The 15,076-nt window shown below is 71.6% G+C and carries 12 protein-coding genes; 5 read left to right on the forward strand and 7 right to left on the reverse strand.

Translation table 11 applies throughout. From position 1 onward, the window contains the following. Positions 1-56 precede the first annotated feature (56 nt). From ABD269_RS20040 to ABD269_RS20060, 5 genes are all read right to left on the reverse strand, one after another. Positions 57-3,143 (reverse strand): endo-alpha-N-acetylgalactosaminidase family protein, encoded by a 3,087-nt coding sequence (locus ABD269_RS20040; protein ID WP_344119632.1) that lies wholly within the window; start codon positions 3,141-3,143, stop codon positions 57-59. 126 nt (positions 3,144-3,269) lie between these two features. Then, on the reverse strand, positions 3,270-4,430 hold the full coding sequence (locus ABD269_RS20045) for a sensor histidine kinase (RefSeq protein ID WP_344119634.1): 1,161 nt from the start codon (positions 4,428-4,430) through the stop codon (positions 3,270-3,272). Continuing rightward, on the reverse strand, positions 4,427-5,104 hold the full coding sequence (locus ABD269_RS20050) for a response regulator (RefSeq protein WP_301888147.1): 678 nt from the start codon (positions 5,102-5,104) through the stop codon (positions 4,427-4,429). Before ABD269_RS20050 ends, ABD269_RS20045 begins: the two co-directional genes overlap by 4 nt. 101 nt (positions 5,105-5,205) lie before the next feature. Next, entirely contained in the window at positions 5,206-5,934 is a 729-nt protein-coding gene (locus ABD269_RS20055; RefSeq protein WP_344119637.1) for a hypothetical protein, read from the reverse strand. Positions 5,935-6,380: 446 nt separating this feature from the next. Continuing rightward, complete coding sequence (locus tag ABD269_RS20060; RefSeq protein WP_344119639.1) at positions 6,381-7,190, reverse strand: serine protease; 810 nt, start codon at positions 7,188-7,190, stop codon at positions 6,381-6,383. Positions 7,191-7,394: 204 nt separating this feature from the next. Here ABD269_RS20060 and ABD269_RS20065 point away from each other — a divergent pair, with 204 nt between their 5' ends. After that, entirely contained in the window at positions 7,395-8,291 is an 897-nt protein-coding gene (locus tag ABD269_RS20065) for a hypothetical protein (protein ID WP_344119641.1), read from the forward strand. Between the two features lie 19 nt (positions 8,292-8,310). Here the strand turns inward: ABD269_RS20065 and ABD269_RS20070 are convergent, their stop codons facing one another. Together ABD269_RS20070 and ABD269_RS20075 are read right to left on the reverse strand one after the other, a co-directional pair. Continuing rightward, complete coding sequence (locus ABD269_RS20070; RefSeq protein WP_344119757.1) at positions 8,311-9,369, reverse strand: glycoside hydrolase family 113; 1,059 nt, start codon at positions 9,367-9,369, stop codon at positions 8,311-8,313. A 5-nt stretch (positions 9,370-9,374) separates the two neighbouring features. Next, positions 9,375-11,264: a DUF2334 domain-containing protein gene (locus ABD269_RS20075; RefSeq protein ID WP_344119643.1), complete on the reverse strand. Its 1,890-nt coding sequence runs from the start codon at positions 11,262-11,264 to the stop codon at positions 9,375-9,377. Positions 11,265-11,634: 370 nt separating this feature from the next. On the opposite strand from ABD269_RS20075, the gene ABD269_RS20080 reads away from it, so the two are divergent. The 4 genes from ABD269_RS20080 to ABD269_RS20095 are packed head-to-tail and all read left to right on the forward strand — an operon-like array spanning position 11,635 to position 15,016. Next, positions 11,635-11,835 (forward strand): hypothetical protein, encoded by a 201-nt coding sequence (locus ABD269_RS20080; RefSeq protein WP_301888138.1) that lies wholly within the window; start codon positions 11,635-11,637, stop codon positions 11,833-11,835. Then, positions 11,832-13,097 carry a glycosyltransferase family 2 protein gene (locus ABD269_RS20085; RefSeq protein ID WP_301888137.1) on the forward strand — a complete coding sequence of 422 codons (1,266 nt, stop codon included), beginning with the start codon at positions 11,832-11,834 and terminating at the stop codon, positions 13,095-13,097. The genes ABD269_RS20080 and ABD269_RS20085 overlap by 4 nt, the downstream gene beginning before the upstream one ends. A 48-nt stretch (positions 13,098-13,145) precedes the next feature. Continuing rightward, positions 13,146-14,339 carry a non-hydrolyzing UDP-N-acetylglucosamine 2-epimerase gene (gene wecB / locus ABD269_RS20090; RefSeq protein WP_344119647.1) on the forward strand — a complete coding sequence of 398 codons (1,194 nt, stop codon included), beginning with the start codon at positions 13,146-13,148 and terminating at the stop codon, positions 14,337-14,339. After that, positions 14,336-15,016, forward strand: coding sequence for a LamG domain-containing protein (locus ABD269_RS20095; protein ID WP_344119649.1), 681 nt, complete (start codon positions 14,336-14,338; stop codon positions 15,014-15,016). Before wecB ends, ABD269_RS20095 begins: the two co-directional genes overlap by 4 nt. The last annotated feature ends 60 nt before the right edge of the window (positions 15,017-15,076 follow it).

Consider the following 15,076-nt stretch of genomic DNA (forward strand, 5'->3'; position numbering starts at 1 on the left):
TTCGCCTGGACCGATCTTCGTGTACATGGCTTCTTCGTGCCAGGGGGCGTGGAGGCCTACGCTCCGAGATCGTGCACCGTGAAGGCGTCCAGGACGAATTCCGCCGTGCCGCTGTCGCCCACCTTGCGCAGGCCCACCCAGGTCTCGCCGTTCTGAGGTGCCGTGAATTCGTAGGTGTGGGTGGTGGGCGAGGTCGCCGCCGGCAGAGGCATGCGCCAGATTTCGCGGGGTGCGGGTTCGTCGACGGCGGTGATCCACGCGTACTGCCCGGCCGTCTCGTTCTCGTAGCGGAACGCGACGCGGTAGCGGTGTCCGGCGGTGAAGCGGGCGGTGTGGGGGACGGTGCGGTAGACCACGCCCTGGTTCTCGCCGCGGGATTTGAGGGACTGGGTGCCGTCGATGACGTCGTCGACGGCTTTGCCGTTCCAGCCGCGCTGGGTGTAGGGGGCGTGCCGCTGGGCGATGTGGGTGCGGGGGTCGGTGGCGCCGCCCGCGTCGCCCTTGACGAAGGGGCCCCAGCCCTGGGGCACGTCCTCGAAGTCCTCGTGGACCAAGGTGCCTTCGGCCGTGGCGGGTGGGTGTGCGGTGCGTACGACGCGCACGGCGTCGAACCGTACGCGGGCGCTGCCCGCCTCGGCGGTCAGGGCCAGGGTGACGGGGCCGCCTCCGGGTGGCACGGTGAACCGGGTGGTCATCCGCTGGAAGCGGGTGCCGTGTTTGCGGTCCGCGGCGACGTGGTTGACGGCCGTGGAGGTGTCCGTCCAGTTCGTCGCGGTGACTCCGTCGGCCGTGCGGATCTCCAGTCGGGCCCGGCGCCGCTCCCCCGCGGTGTCGCCGACCTCGACCTGGACGGACGCGGCGTAGGTGCCCGCTTCGAGGCGGGCGAGCCGTTGGGCGACGGCGGCCGCTCCCCCGGCGCCGATGAGCAGTTCCCGGTCGCCCACGGCGCCGGGGGCGACGGTGGCGGGTCCGGTGACCTGCCAGCCGTCCAGGGTGCCGGAGTGGAAGCCGGGGTCGTGCAGGGGTGTGCCCTCGCCCCAGGAGGGGTTCTCGGGGAGGCGGGTGGAGGTGCGGTTCCGGGTGACGGCGTAGGGCTGTGCGGCGGTGGCCTCGATGGTGATCCTGCCGTCGCGCACGGGCAGTTCGAGGGCGTCGGCGCGCCCTCGGTCGGTGAGGCGGTGGAGGACGACGGTGCGCTGCCGGGACCAGCCGCGCGGCAGGGTCCAGGTCGTGCTGCCGCCGTGGGGGTTGTAGTGGTAGAGCTTGGCGGGGTCGGTGGCCGTGCGGGGTTCCCAGGGCAGGAGGTAGGTGCCGCCCTCGTAGACGGTGCGGCCGTCGGTGGTGATGCGGCGGGTGCCGTCCTCGTCGGACACGGTGGTGGCGCCGGCGAGTTCGATGCGGTGTTCGTTCCAGGTGTGGATCGGGAACGCCTGCAGGTATTTGGCGGGGAGGTTCTCGGTCCACAGCTGACGGTGGAAGGGTTCCCAGTCGGTCTTGCCCTGCCAGCCTTCGAAGGAGCCGAGTTTCGCGGTGCCCAGGAGGGGCCATTTGTCGGCGAAGACGTCCTTTTGGTGGTGGCGGATGAAGCGGATCAGCCGGGAGTTGATGCCGCGTGAGGTGTCGGGGCCGTAGTCGGTCTCGGCCGCCCAGTGCGACCAGAGGCTGGAGCGTTCCAGTCCGTGGCCCCATTCGGTGGTGATGCGCCAGCCCTGTGCGCGCAGTTCCCGCTGGAGCCGGTCGGAGGTCCAGCCGGATTCGCGGTAGACGTCGATGTAGAGGGTGTCGAGGGCGGGGTCGGTCTCGTCGCGCAGCTGCCGGAAGCGGCGGGCGATGCCGCCGGAGAGGAGGTCGCGGCGGGCGTCGATGCGGTAGGACTGGTCGAGCCAGTCCCACTGCGGGTCGTTTCTGTCGACGAGGGTCTCGGAGAAGGCGTGGGCGACGGGGTAGGACTCGGTGGTGTTGACGTGCACGGCGAAGTCGCTGTTCCACTTCCTGCCCGTGCGCAGGAGAGTGTTGAGGTCGGCGAGTCCTCCGGCGCGTTCGTTGTAGTTGCCGCCGTAGTCGGGGTGGGCGGAGTCGTGGCCTTCGGACTGGTAGCCCTTGAGGAGGGTGAACTGCCGTAGTCCGTCGGTGGCCAGGGCGATGCGTTTGACGTGGTCGAGGGTGGCCAGGAACGGGTTGGTGGCCTGGCTGGCGAAGTTGAAGGGGATGTGCGGGACGACGCACAGGTGCTGTCCGTCGGCGCCGGGCGGGTCGGTCATGATGTCGCGGAAGGCGATGGCGGCGTCCTGCCAGTCGGCCTTGCCGTCGCCGTTGCGGTCGCGGGTGAGGACGACGGTCGCGTACGGCAGCGGTTCGGTGTCGCGGACGGCCGCTCCGGCGGCGCGGTGGGTCCACTGGCCGCAGGTGAGCTGGGCCTTGGTGTAGCCGTCGCGCCGCAGGGTCTGCCGCCACAGCCGCCCGTTCTCCCACGCGCTCTGGGCGTCGGGCCGGTCGTAGCTGGTGTTGGTCTCGACGGCGGCGGCGAGGGTCCCCGCGCTGACGACGGCGTAGGCGCAGCCGGTCGGCCGGTCGTCCGCGGGGGTGGTGGGGGTGGGGTGGACGAAGGTGTCGCCGTCCTTGCTCTTGTCGAGCTGGATACGGGCGGCGAGCAGGGTCGCGGCGGGCTGGGTGCTGCGGACGCTGAGCAGGGCGAGGGCGGGTATCTGGAGGGTGCCGACGCGCAGGGCGGGGGTGTCGGTGATGCGGGTGACGCGCCAGTGGACGAGCCAGGCGTCGGCGTGGATCTCGACGTCGATGCGGGTGCCGCCGGGGAGGGCGAGGGTGTAGTGGGCGCGGTCGCCGCGTGTGGTGGCGGTGACGTGGGGGGTGTGGGTGACGCCGTCGACGAGGAGGGTGGTGACGGGGTCCTCCTGGCCGTACAGCGTGGCTCCGGTGGCGCGGTCGGTGTAGGAGACGACGCGGGGGAAGGCGGTGTCGACGCGGACGTCGAGCGCGGCGGAGCGCAGCACGGCCTCGCGGGGTGCGGCGTTCGCGGTGCCGCCGGGGAGGGCGGTGGTGAGCCCGGCGAGGGCGGTGGTGAGGACGACGGCCCGCCGGGTGGGGCCGGGGTCCGCGGGGTGCCGCGGTCCTTCCGGTGTCATGCTGCTCGCTCCCTCCGCACGGTCCGTACGGCGCCACCCTGCGGTGCGGGCGCGCGGCCGACCATGGACAAAGGGCGGGCGGGTGTTGGACTAACGGCCGCGAGCGGGCAGGATCCGGAGCGCCGGTCAGCGCGGCGGGTGGGGGCGGGTGGCCGGGAAGAGGGCTGTGACCTCCCAGCCGCCTTCCGGTGCGGGGCCCGCGCGCAGCAGGCCGCCCATCGCCTTCGCCCGCTCGCTGAGGCCGACGAGGCCGAAGCCTCCTCCTCTGGCCTGTTCGGAGAGCGTGGCCGCGTTCTTGCCGTCGTCGGCGATGCGCAGTTCGATGCCGGCGGCGACGCCGCGTACTCCGATCCGTACGGCGGTGGCGTCGGCGGCGTGTTTGCGGATGTTGGTGAGGGCCTCGCGGACGACGCGGTGGACGCCCGCGGCGACGTCGCCGGGGATCCAGTCCTCCAGGCCCTGTTCGATGTAGAGGACGACGGGCGGGCCGGTGCGGACGAAGGCTTCGGTGAGGGCGCGCACTTCGGGGAGGCCGGCGAGGGGCTGGGTCTGGGCGTCGCCCTCGCGGAGGACTCCGACGAGGCGGCGCATCGCGTTGAGCGACTCGCTCGCCGAGGTCTCGATCCGTTCGAACGCGGCCGCGGCGGCGGGCCCGTCGAGGGAGGTGAAGCGGGCGGCCTGGGCCTGGACGACGATGCCGGTGACGTGGTGGGCGACGAGGTCGTGGAGCTCGCGGGCGAGTTCGAGCCGCTCGGCGGTCCGTACGGCCGCCATGTCGCGTACGCGCTGGCCCGACTGGTTGCGCAGCAGCAGGGAGTACGCGGCGACGACGACGGTGAGGGTGGCGAAGACGGCGGTGAAGCGTCCGGGCGCGAGGTCGCGTATGGGGGCGGCGACGCAGGCGAGGCCGAGCATCGGGCCGAGGGTGGCGGCGACGCGGGCGGGGGCCTGCTGGACGACGGCGGTCAGCAGGACGAGCAGGGCGATGGCCTCGCCCATGCCCCAGACGACGGAGGGGTGGTCGGTGGCCATGAGGACGGCGGAGGTGGTCAGGGAGACCGCGACGGCGACGGTGGCGCGTACGGTCAGGGGGATCCAGCCGTAGGGGACGGCGCACAGGCAGACGGCGACGCCCGAGGCGAGGACCATGGCGTGCGGCTGGCTGGGCTGCCGGGCAAGGGCGAAGCCCTCGAAGCCGACCAGGCAGAGCAGGACGGCGCCGAGGGCCCCCTTCGCCACGGCGGCCCTGCGGGGGTACCGGGTGGCCCACCCGGCCAGTCTGTTCATGTGCCGCCCGTGGCCAGCCCGCTCTCCCAGGCCCAGGCGGCGATCTCCACGCGGTTTCGGGCGTCCAGCTTCAGCTGCACATTGGCGAGGTGGGTCTTGACCGTGGACAGCGAGACGAAGAGCTCGGAGGCGATCTCGGCGTTGGTCGCGCCGCGCGCCAGGCAGCGGACGACGTCGGCCTCGCGGTCGGTGAGCGGCTCGGAGGGGGTGCGGGCGGTCGGGGCCGTGCCCGCCGGGGCCATGTCGCGCAGCAGGCGGACGGTGATGGCGGGCGAGATGAGGGAGTCGCCGACGGCGGCGGCGTGCACGGCTTCGACGAGCATGGCGGGGCTCGCGTCCTTGAGAAGGAAGCCGGAGGCGCCGTTACGGAGCGCGGTGTGCACGTATTCGTCGAGGTCGAAGGTGGTGACGATGACGATGCGGGGGCGCTGGCGGCGCTCGGGGTGCGCGGCGGAGAGGGCGGACAGGCGGCGGGTGACCTCGAGCCCGTCGAGCTTGGGCATGCGGATGTCGAGGAGGAGGACGTCGGGCTGGTGTTCCTCGACGGCCGCCAGGGCGGCCTCGCCGTCCACGACGTCGGCGACGACGTCGATGTCGGACTGGCTCTCCAGGATCATCCGGAAGCCGGTGCGGACCATCTCCTGGTCGTCCGCGATGACCACGGTGATCGCCATGCTGTTCCCTCGCCCTGTTCCTTGCCGCTGCGACGCGTTGCGTGTGCTTGCCGAGGTCTGTCCATGTCGGCGGTGGCGGCGGGGTGCCGCGACCGCTTCGGTCATGCGTCCCTCTCCGTGCGGCCCGAGCGGCGCAGCGCGATGCGTACGCCGTAGGCGCCGCCGCCCGCGGCGAGCAGGGCCGCTCCGGCGATGGCGGGGGTGCCGATGTCGTGCCGGCCCTTGATGGCCTCGCCCGCCTCGACGACGCGCTTGACGGGGTTGCTGGATGCGGCGCGGACCTTGCCGTGGCGCTCGGTGGCGGTCGGCGGGGTGGGGTGGTGGCCGTGCGGGGTGGAGTGCGGGGAGCGGCCTTCGTGGGCGGGCCTGGCCCCGTGGCCCTGGGCGGCCTTGGTGCCGCGCTGGTGGTCCTTCGTCGCGTCGCCCGCGGTGGTGGCGTCCGGGGTGTGGCGCAGGGAGCCGGAGGTGAAGTCGTAGTAGCTGGGCTGCTCGGTGCCGTCGAGGGCGGCGCGCAGGGTGGGGCGGGCGGTGTCGCCGCCGATGATCCGCAGGTGCAGCCGGTCGATGTCGGCGGCGGGGCGGGTGGTGTCGATGGTGCGCTGCTGCTTGCCCTGGGTGGTGACGGTGGCCTTGGTGCCGCCCTCGCCGGAGGTGAGGCGGGCGTGGCTGCCGTCCGGGAGCTGGATCTGGCGGACGGTGGTGGTGGGGCGGCCGGGGTGTCCGTCCTTGTCCGCGGCGCCCGCGGCGAAGGCGCCGGCCGTCGGCCAGACCACCGCACCGACGGCGGCGGTGAGGACGGTGACGGCGGCGAGGCGGTGCTTGGCGGACACGGAGGTCCCTTTCGTACGGACGGGTCGGCGCGGCCGGCGATCGGCCACAGCTCTCACGTTACGGACCTTTATGGGCTCCACACGTCGACTGTCCGACCATTCCTGCCTCGGCCGAAAGGATGACAGTGGCCCGCCCACGTCATACCGGGGTCGCGTGAACGGGCCGTGGAAAGCCGTACCGGGCAGAGTGCCCGACTGCGCCGTCCGGGTAGGCGCAACCCACCGGACGGCGCAGCGGAGAGATCCATTCGGCGGATCGGGCTCACGCCCCGGGACCGGAACCAAAGCCGGTCCGAGGCTGCCGGGCGCCGGAAAATCCAGCCCGTGGGGGCACCTCCCAGCGGTAGCTGGGGGAGTTTGAGGCCGCCCGCCGCAGGCGCAGCGGACCGGCACCCGACAAGCCAGGAGGCCCGGTTCAGGCTGAGCCAGGAGCCCAACCCGCGGCGTCAGCCGCCGAGGCCGGCCGCCGCGGCCTTGATGTTCGCGGCGAAGGTGCTCACCTCGCTGTAGACGCCGGGGTAGCCGGGGCGTGCGCAGCCCTGGCCCCAGCTGACGATGCCGACCTGGATCCAGGCGCCGGCGCCGTCCTTGCGGAACATCGGGCCGCCGGAGTCGCCCTGGCAGGTGTCCACGCCGCCCTGCTGGAGGTAGCCGGCGCATATCTCGTCGCCGGGGGTGAGGGCGCCGCCGTACGCCTTCTGGCAGGTGGCGTCGTCGACGAAGGGGACGGTGGCCTTGAGGAGGTAGCGCTCCTGGGGGCCGCCCTCGGTGGCCGCGCCCCAGCCGACGATGGTGAAGGTGCCGTTGTTGTAGGCGGTGGTGTCGGCGATCTTCAGGGTGGGCTGGTCGATGGGCTGGGCGAGTTTGATCAGTGCCCAGTCCTTGCCGGTGCCGTTGTAGCCGGGGGCCTGCAGGACCTGGGTGGAGTTGACGGTGACGGCCTGGGAGGACTGGAGGTCGACGGCCCCGGCGGTGGCGGTGATCGAGGTGTTGGGGCCGCTGCCGTCGACGCAGTGGGCGGCGGTCAGGACGATCTGCCGGGTGTAGAGGGCGCCGCCGCAGCCCATGGACAGCCGCACCATCCAGGGGAATTCGCCTTGCTGGGCGGGGGTGCCGCCGACGACGGACGCGCCGGGGCGGGTCTGCGGGGCGTGGTCGTGGGCGTGGGCGGCGGTCAGTGGCTGGAGGGTGAACGTGGCGGCGGCGACCGCGGCGACGGCCACGGTTCTCTTCAGTGTCTTGAGGAAGGTGCGCAACGGACTTCCCTTCGTGGAGGGTTGCACCGACGAATGACAGGCTCATGTCAATCCGATATTCGAACATGAGTCCTTGCGGCGCGCTGTGATTATGGGGAGCGCACGAAGGGGCGACAAGCGTTCCGTTTCGGCCAGGGCCCGGCACCCCGCGGCGGGGGCAACGGACCCGCACCCGGCCGGGCCCCCACGTACAGTGGGAGGCGCATGACGGACCTAGGGGGTGGTCGCGTGGGCTCGGGCATCGAGATCGCGCACGGGTTTCCGCACCTGGAGACCGTGCACTCCGCGATCACCGCGCTGTACAAACGGCTCTCCTACGACACGGTGCACTCCTTCGCGGCGAGCGTGCTCCCCGTGGACGTCGCCTTCTCCGACGACGAGAACCCCTATCTGGGCGTCCAGCGGGTCGCCGGGGCGATGGTCCGCCACCTCCGGCTGCCCGACGCGCGGATGATCGTCAGCTTCCGCGAGATGCAGCACGCCGGGAGCGTCGAGCTGGCCGCCGGGCCGGAGTATTTCATCGAGCTCAACTCCCGCTTCAAGAAGCACCGCAAGGACATCGGCGCGGCCCTCGCGCACGAGGTCATGCACGTCTATCTGCACCGGCTCGACCTGAGCTTCCCCGGCACCCGGGACAACGAGATCCTCACCGACACCGCCGCCGCGTACCTCGGTTCGGGCTGGCTGCTGCTCGACGCGTACCGCGAGTCGTCCGTCACCACGCAGAAGCTCGGCTATCTCACGCCCGAGGAGTTCGGCTACGTCCTCGCCAAGCGGGCGCTGGCCTTCGGGGAGGACCCCGCGCCGTGGTTCACCAGCCCGCAGGCGTACGACGCGTACACCAAGGGCATGGCGCGGGCCCGCCGCGACGAACAGCGCCCCCCGCTGGCCGCCGCGGGCCGCCTCGGCCGCCACCGCTACGCGCGCGACCGGCGCTCGGCGCACAGCTCCCCCACCGGGGGCTACGCGTTCGAGGGCCACGACCCGCTGCGCGTCAGCTTCCCCTGCCCCACGTGCCACCAGCGGCTGCGCGTGCCGGTACAGGGCCGTCTGCGGGCCAGGTGCGGGCTGTGCGGCTCGGTCCTCGAATGCGACACGTAGCACGGCCTGCGGCCGGAACTCAGTGCGCGCCCCACCACTGCCGGAGCACGCGTTCCGCCGGTTTGCCGTGCGGGGTGTACGCGAGGCGCTTCGCCGTTTCGCCGCTGCCCGGCCAGTCGTCCCACATCCACCAGCAGACGCCCGCCCACCACGGCTTGCCGTCGAACGCCGCGAGCAACGCCTCGTACGCCGCGGCCTGTTCGTCGTCGCCGGATCTCTTGGAGACGGTCCAGGAGTACGGCGCCGTGGTCGTGCCGCGCTGGCTGACGTAGCCCGCCTCGGTGAAGAGGATCTGGCGGTGCCACCGGGCGGAGAAGGCCGCGAGCTCGTCGCCGATCGGCTTCCACGCCTCCCGCAGCCCGGTCGCGTCCGTGGTGGCCTTCTCCGCCAGCGGCCAGTACGCGTCGATGCCGATGACGTCGAGGTCGCCCCAGAAGGGCACCTTCTTGTACTCGTCGTAGTTGGCGGCGTAGGTCAGCGGTCCGCCGTAGACCTTGCGGACCGCCGCGACGACGCGGCTCCAGCGCGCGCCGTCCTGCGAGGTGCCGGCCAGCTCCGTGCCCACGGCGAGCTGTTCGGCCCCGGTGTCCGCGGCGAGCCGCGCGTAGTGGGTGATGAAGCGGCCGTACGCGGCGAACCACGCGTCCCGGTCCGCGGGCCGGATCTCCGCGCGGTCCTGGCCCTTCACCAGGTCGACGTGCGGCTTGACCATGACCTTGAGGCCGGTGGAGTGGGCCAGGCCGATGATGTGGCGGAGGCTGTCGTCCCCGGCGGTCTCCTCGGTGGTGTGCATGCCGGAGTCGGTGAGGCCGTCCTGGTACCAGGTGGGGGTGAAGGTCACCCAGCGGGCCCCGGTGTCGGCGATCTGCCGGAGGAACTGCCCCGCTTCGGGCCGGTCGTAGTCGTCGGTGTTCCACGAGGGAAGCGTGATGCCGCGCAATCCGCTCACCTTCCTGTCGTCGGGCCGGGTGCCGGTCGGGCCGCCGGTCGCGGAGCCGTCCGGGGAGCCGCTGGTGGAGGAGCAGCCCGCGAGGAAGAGGGCGGCCGTGACCGCCAGAGCGGCGGCCGCCCTCCTCATCGCGTTCACCGGCCGAGGTCCGTGGGGCCGACGAAGGTGTAGCCGAGGGCGCGGATGCCGTCGATCGTCTGCTTCAGCGGATCCACCGCGTAATAGGGGTGGTAGAAGAAGCTCGCCACGCCGTCGCGCACGGCCAGGTTGGCCTTGGCGGAGGCGATGAGGTCGGCGGGGAGCCTGGCCGGGTGGTTGTTGTACGGCAGGGGCTCGTAGTTGCCGAGGTTCTCTGGCAGCACGGTCGTACCGTAGACGTCCTTCACCGCGTACGGGAAGAACTGCCCGATATAGCGGCTGGAATCCACCGTCCCGCCGTTCAGCGTTCCCGCGAAGTACAGCGAACGCTCAAGCCGGGCCGAGTAGTTCTGCCCGAAGACCCGGTAGTCCGCGGCGGAGGCGGCGTAGTGCGGGGTGGTCCACAGCGTCGGCCTGGGCAGCCCGGCGGCGGTGAAGGCGGCGAGGGCCTGCGTGATGCGGATCTGCGCCCAGGCGGTGGAGTCCTCGGGTGGCGGCCCGTCGTAGACGACGTTGTTGGACGTGTCGACGTGCGCCTTGAAGAACTCGAAGTCGTCGCCGGTGACGCCGGTGTAGGGGTTGTTGACGTTGCTGTACTGGTGGGTGTCGCCGTGGTTCATCAGGACGGCGCCGTGCGCGAGCATGTACTGGAGCGCGGCGACGACCTGAGGGGCCTGGGCCAGGGTGACGGTCTCGGGGGTCCCGTTGTTGTAGACGCCCTTGGGGTCGGTGTAGATGGGGATGACGTTGATCCCGTACGGGATGTTCTGCGAGGACAGGTAGTCGGCCATGGCCCGCAGCTGTGCGGGGTCCGACTTGGCGCTGATGTCCTCCAGGCGCACGAACGCCCGGTGCCGTTCGGCGGTCGCCGGGGCGAGCGAGTCGAAGAGCAGGTCCTCGAAGGCGACGACGCGGTCGCTCTCGGAGACATAGGTGAAGGGGATCTCACCGACGTAGGTGAGGTTGCCCGAGCGGATCGCCCAGGGGCTGGTGGTGCCGGAGTTGGCGTCCGTGGCCTGGGCCAGCTGGTTGACCTGCGGATAGCCGGGGCCGGTGAGGAGGGCGGGGTGCAGGACGCCGCCGTCCTGTCCGGCCGGGATGGAGCGGGTCAGCGTCTGTCCCTTGTAGGCGACCTGGTTGATGTTCCCGACGGTGCCGTTGGGCGCGAAGTAGGAGTTGGTCGGGTCCCAGCCGTAGTGCTGCTCGAACTGGGTGATGCCGACCGAGTTGGCCATGTTCCAGATGTTGTCGCCGATCCAGGTGACGGGGTGGCCGGTGGCCAGCGCGTCCCGGTAGAAGGCGGCGGGCACGGCGTCGGGGACGGAACCCCCGTAGTACGTCGAGCCGATGTAGAACGTGGCGGTGTACTGCTCGGTCATGCCCGCGGTGTAGGAGGAGACGGGCTTGGCGGTGACGGTGCCGAAGTGGCCGGCGAGGTTGGAGACGGCCATGGCGTAGAGCTCGCCCAGCTGCCCGTAGGGGCCGGTGGTGTCGTAGAGGACGAGCGCGGAGGCGCCCGCGGACGCGGCGGCCTGCTTCAGTGCGGCGGGCCGCGCCTGCGCGGTTCTGGTGGTCCGTGCGACTGCGGGCCGCGTGGAAGCGGTCTTCGCCGGGGCGGACAGCGGGGCGGTGGCCCCCGAGGGGGCGGCCTTCGTGGCATCCGCCGCGACCGCCGGGCGGATGACGAGGGTGTGGGCCTTCCGCTGCTTCTCCAGCGCCAGCCGGGACTTCGTCCAGGCGGTCAGATCCTTCGCGCTCCGCGGGGAGAGCGAGATCGCGTGGATGCCTTCTTTGCCGGTCGGCTTGGGTATCGGGGTCTTCGCGGCCTCGGCGGTGGCGGCGATTCCGGCGATTCCCAGGCCGCCCAGAAGGGCGGCGACGACCATGATGACGGAGGAGGTCCGGGAAATCCTGGACCTCCTTCTCCTTTTTTGCATTGTGTTTCCCCCTGGGTGATGCTTTCTTTGTCGTCACCCCATGCAGATCAAGGCCCGACAGTTGGCCAATCCTTCTGGCCTATAACAACTGCTGTCAATAGACAAACTCGATCCCCGGCAGGCAATTCCTTTCACAGGAATTGGTTCGGACTATTGATCACACCCGTCACACACCGCGCTGACCAGCCCTAACAAACAGTCGTTCCATCGAATTTGGGATTCCGATCAAACAACTCCCACCAAGTCGGACAGCCGTACCCGTCAACTCTGATACCTTCCGTCCGCACGCCTCATGACGAGGCGAATTCGGGGGGAACTCATGTACGGGAAACCTGTTCTGGGCACAGTCCTGCCCATGGCCGGGCTGACGGCGGCACCGAAAGTGCTCCCGGGCCTGCCTTTCGCCCAGGGATTGCAGGAGGCCGCGGGGGCGGGATTCCTGCTCTACTGCGCGACCGCGATAGCCATGCTGTCGATCAAGCTCTGGTTCCAGCTGCGGAACGCCGGTGACCGGCCTTGATCGGCCAAGTTCTGCTCTGGGCCGCCATCGCCATCATCGTGATGGCCGGCTGCTACAACACCACCCTGTTCGTCCTGTCCAGGCGACGGATGCGCCGCGGCCGCGGCCCGCGCCGGCCGCGCCTCTACGTCTTCCTGCTCGCCTGCCTCAACGAGGAGCGGGTCCTCGGTGAGAGCCTCGCCAGGATCACCGCCCTGCCCGCGGGCAACTTCATGGCCCTGGTCATCGACGACGCGTCCGACGACGGCACCGCGGCCATCGCCCGCGCCGCCGCCGAACGCGCCGCGCCGGGCAAGGTCCAGCTCCTCCAGCGGCAGCTGCCGAACGCCCGCAAGGGCAAGGGCGCCGCCCTCAACGCCGGGATCCGCCACCTGCGCGTCTCCGGCCTGCTCGACGGCTACGACCCGAGCGAGGTGATCGTCTGTGTCGTGGACGCCGACGGCCGCCTCGACCAGCACGTGGTCCAGGCCGTCGACCCCTATTTCGACGACCCGCGCACCGGCGGCACCCAGATCGGTGTGCGGATGTACAACCGCGACAAGGGTCTGCTGGCCCGGCTCCAGGACATGGAATTCGTCATCTACGGCGACATCTTCCAGAGTGCCCGGCGCTACATCGGCAGCGTCGGCATGGGCGGCAACGGGCAGTTCATGCGGCTCGCCGCCCTGGACTCGCTCATCGGAGACGACGGCGGCGGCCCCTGGAGCGACTCGCTCACCGAGGACCTCGACCTGGGCGTCCGGCTGATCGCCCGCGGCTGGGTCAACCAGCACTGCACCCACGCCGCGGTCTCCCAGCAGGCCGTGCTCGACGTGCGGCGCCTGGTGCGCCAGCGCTCGCGCTGGTTCCAGGGCCACCTCCAGTCGGCGGGCCTGGTGCCGCTGATCCTGCGCGAGGTCCCCACCCGCGCCGCCCTCGACCTGCTCTACCACCTCTCCAGCCCGGTGCTGATCCTGCTCACCTCGCTGCTCCCGCTGTCCTTCCTCGTCGCCCTCGGGGGCACGGTCGTCGGCTCCGTCGAGGCCGGACACGCGCTGATCTCCCCGTGGTGGGTGCTCGGCCCCTACGTCCTGTCCTTCACCGCGGCGTACATCTACGCCTTCGTCTACTCCCGGCGCGAGAAAGGACTCGGGCTGCTGCGCGCGGTCCTGCTCTCCCACGTCTTCATCCTCTACGGCTACATCTGGTTCGCCGCCGGATGGTGGGGCCTGTGGCGGATGCTCACCGGCAAACAGACCTGGCTGAAGACCGCGCGCACCTGAACGCGGCGCCCCTCTCCGCCCATCGGCACACCCTTCCTAGGGAGAACCATGTCCCCGGACATCATCACCGCCCCCGTCCGCGCCATGCTCGTCCTCGGCACCCGGCCGGAAGCCATCAAACTGGCGCCCGTGGCCCGCGCCATGGCCGGCTCCCCGCTCTTCGACCCGGTCGTCGTCACCACCGGCCAGCACCGCGAGATGCTCCACCAGATGCTGGACCTCCTCCAGGTGCCCGTGCACACCGAGCTCGACGTGATGCGCGAGCGGCAGCAGCTGTCCACCCTCACCGCACGGCTGGTGGACGGTCTTGGCGAGGTGGTCCGCACGGAACGCCCCGACCTCGTCGTCGTCCAGGGCGACACCACCACCGCGCTGACCGGCGCGCTGGCCGCGTTCTACGAACACCTCCCCATCGCCCACGTCGAGGCGGGCCTGCGCACCGGCGTCCTCGACAACCCCTTCCCCGAGGAACTCAACCGACGCCTCATAGGCCGCATGGCGCGCTGGCACTTCGCCCCCACCCCGCGCGCCGCAGCCCATCTGACGGCCGAAGGCGTGCCGGAGGCCGAGGTGTTCACCACCGGCAACACCGTCATCGACAACCTCCTGTGGGTCCTGGCGCAGGGCACGGGGCGCAACCTCTTCGAGAGCGACCGGCGGCGCGTCCTGCTGACCCTGCACCGCCGGGAGAACCAGGGCGCCACCATGCGGGCGATGGGCCGGGCCATGTGCAGGCTGGCCGACCGCGGCGACGTGGAGATGGTGGTGCCGCTGCACAAGAGCCCCGCCGTGCGGGAGGCACTGCTCCCCGAGCTGTCCGGCCACCCCGCCATCCGGGTCGTCGAGCCGCTCGGCTACGTGGACTTCTCCGCGACCCTGGCCGCCTGCGACCTGGTGCTGACCGACTCCGGCGGCATCCAGGAGGAGGCGCCCACCCTCGGCAAGCCCGCGCTGGTGCTGCGGACGACCACCGAGCGGCCCGAGGCGGTGGAGGCGGGCGCGGCGCGGCTGGTGGGCACCGAGCCCGAGGCCATCCTGGACGCGGCGATGCGGCTGCTGGACGACCCGGCCGCGTACGAGGGGATGGCGACGGCCGGGAACCCCTTCGGTGACGGGCACGCCACCGACCGCATCGTCGCGCAGCTCGCGGAGGACTTCGGCGCGGACGCCGGACCCGATCGGGGCGTCGTCCCACTGGTCGCCTCCCGTCCCGAGGGTCCGGGGTCATACTCGACGGCATGACGAGAGTTCACCGGCTGCTCGGCCTCGCTCTGCTCGCCGCCGCCGTGGTGGCGGGCGTCGCCCTCGCGGTGAGCGGCATCTGGGGGGCCGGTGACGGCAAGCCCGAACGGCCGTGGGCCGAGGGTTCGGTCCACGGCCCGTGGCGTTCGGTGTTCGACGGCCACGGGGAGAACATCGGCCGCCACGACGGCCTGGAGCTCTCCCCCGAGGCGGCGCGGACGCCGGGAGAGACGCACGCGGGTCTGATCGTCTCCACCGAGGTGTACGGATCGGTGGACTTCCGGGCCCGGATGCGGACGGTGGCCCAGCTGCGCACCCCCAAGCCGAATCCGTGGGAGGTGCCGTGGCTGGTCTGGGCGTACACCGACCCCGAGCACTTCTACTACATCACCCTCAAGCCGAACGGCTGGGAGCTGGGCAAGCGGGATCCGGCGTACGCGGGCGGCCAGCGCTTCCTGGCGACGGGGGACGGGGAGTTCCCGATCGGCAAGTGGTCGGACGTCCGGATCGCGCAGCAGGGCGCGCGGATGGAAGTGAGCGTGGACGGCCGGGGCCTGGTGGCGTACGAGGACCGGGAGCACCCGTATTTGAAGGGCAGCGTCGGGGTGTACACCGAGGACGCGCGGGTGGAGTTCGGCGGCCTGTCGGTGCAGGCGGGGGAATCGCCGGCCGGCTGAGTCCGGGAGACGACGCGGCACCCGCTCCCGGTCGGGGTGGAGGCGGGTGCCGCGGGCTTG

Origin of the sequence: Streptomyces blastmyceticus (genome assembly GCF_039521185.1) — a bacterium.
GTDB classification, from domain to species: domain Bacteria; phylum Actinomycetota; class Actinomycetes; order Streptomycetales; family Streptomycetaceae; genus Streptomyces; species Streptomyces blastmyceticus.

Excerpts from the sequence above, each read along its gene's own strand:
- ABD269_RS20075 (WP_344119643.1), bottom strand. The coding sequence starts at position 11,264 with ATGGTCGTCGCCGCCCTTCTGGGCGGCCTGGGAATCGCCGGAATCGCC.
- ABD269_RS20045 (WP_344119634.1), bottom strand. The coding sequence starts at position 4,430 with ATGAACAGACTGGCCGGGTGGGCCACCCGGTACCCCCGCAGGGCCGCC.
- wecB (WP_344119647.1), top strand. The coding sequence starts at position 13,146 with ATGTCCCCGGACATCATCACCGCCCCCGTCCGCGCCATGCTCGTCCTC.
- ABD269_RS20050 (WP_301888147.1), bottom strand. The coding sequence starts at position 5,104 with ATGGCGATCACCGTGGTCATCGCGGACGACCAGGAGATGGTCCGCACC.
- ABD269_RS20040 (WP_344119632.1), bottom strand. The coding sequence starts at position 3,143 with ATGACACCGGAAGGACCGCGGCACCCCGCGGACCCCGGCCCCACCCGG.
- ABD269_RS20095 (WP_344119649.1), top strand. The coding sequence starts at position 14,336 with ATGACGAGAGTTCACCGGCTGCTCGGCCTCGCTCTGCTCGCCGCCGCC.
- ABD269_RS20065 (WP_344119641.1), top strand. The coding sequence starts at position 7,395 with ATGACGGACCTAGGGGGTGGTCGCGTGGGCTCGGGCATCGAGATCGCG.
- ABD269_RS20070 (WP_344119757.1), bottom strand. The coding sequence starts at position 9,369 with ATGAGGAGGGCGGCCGCCGCTCTGGCGGTCACGGCCGCCCTCTTCCTC.
- ABD269_RS20080 (WP_301888138.1), top strand. The coding sequence starts at position 11,635 with ATGTACGGGAAACCTGTTCTGGGCACAGTCCTGCCCATGGCCGGGCTG.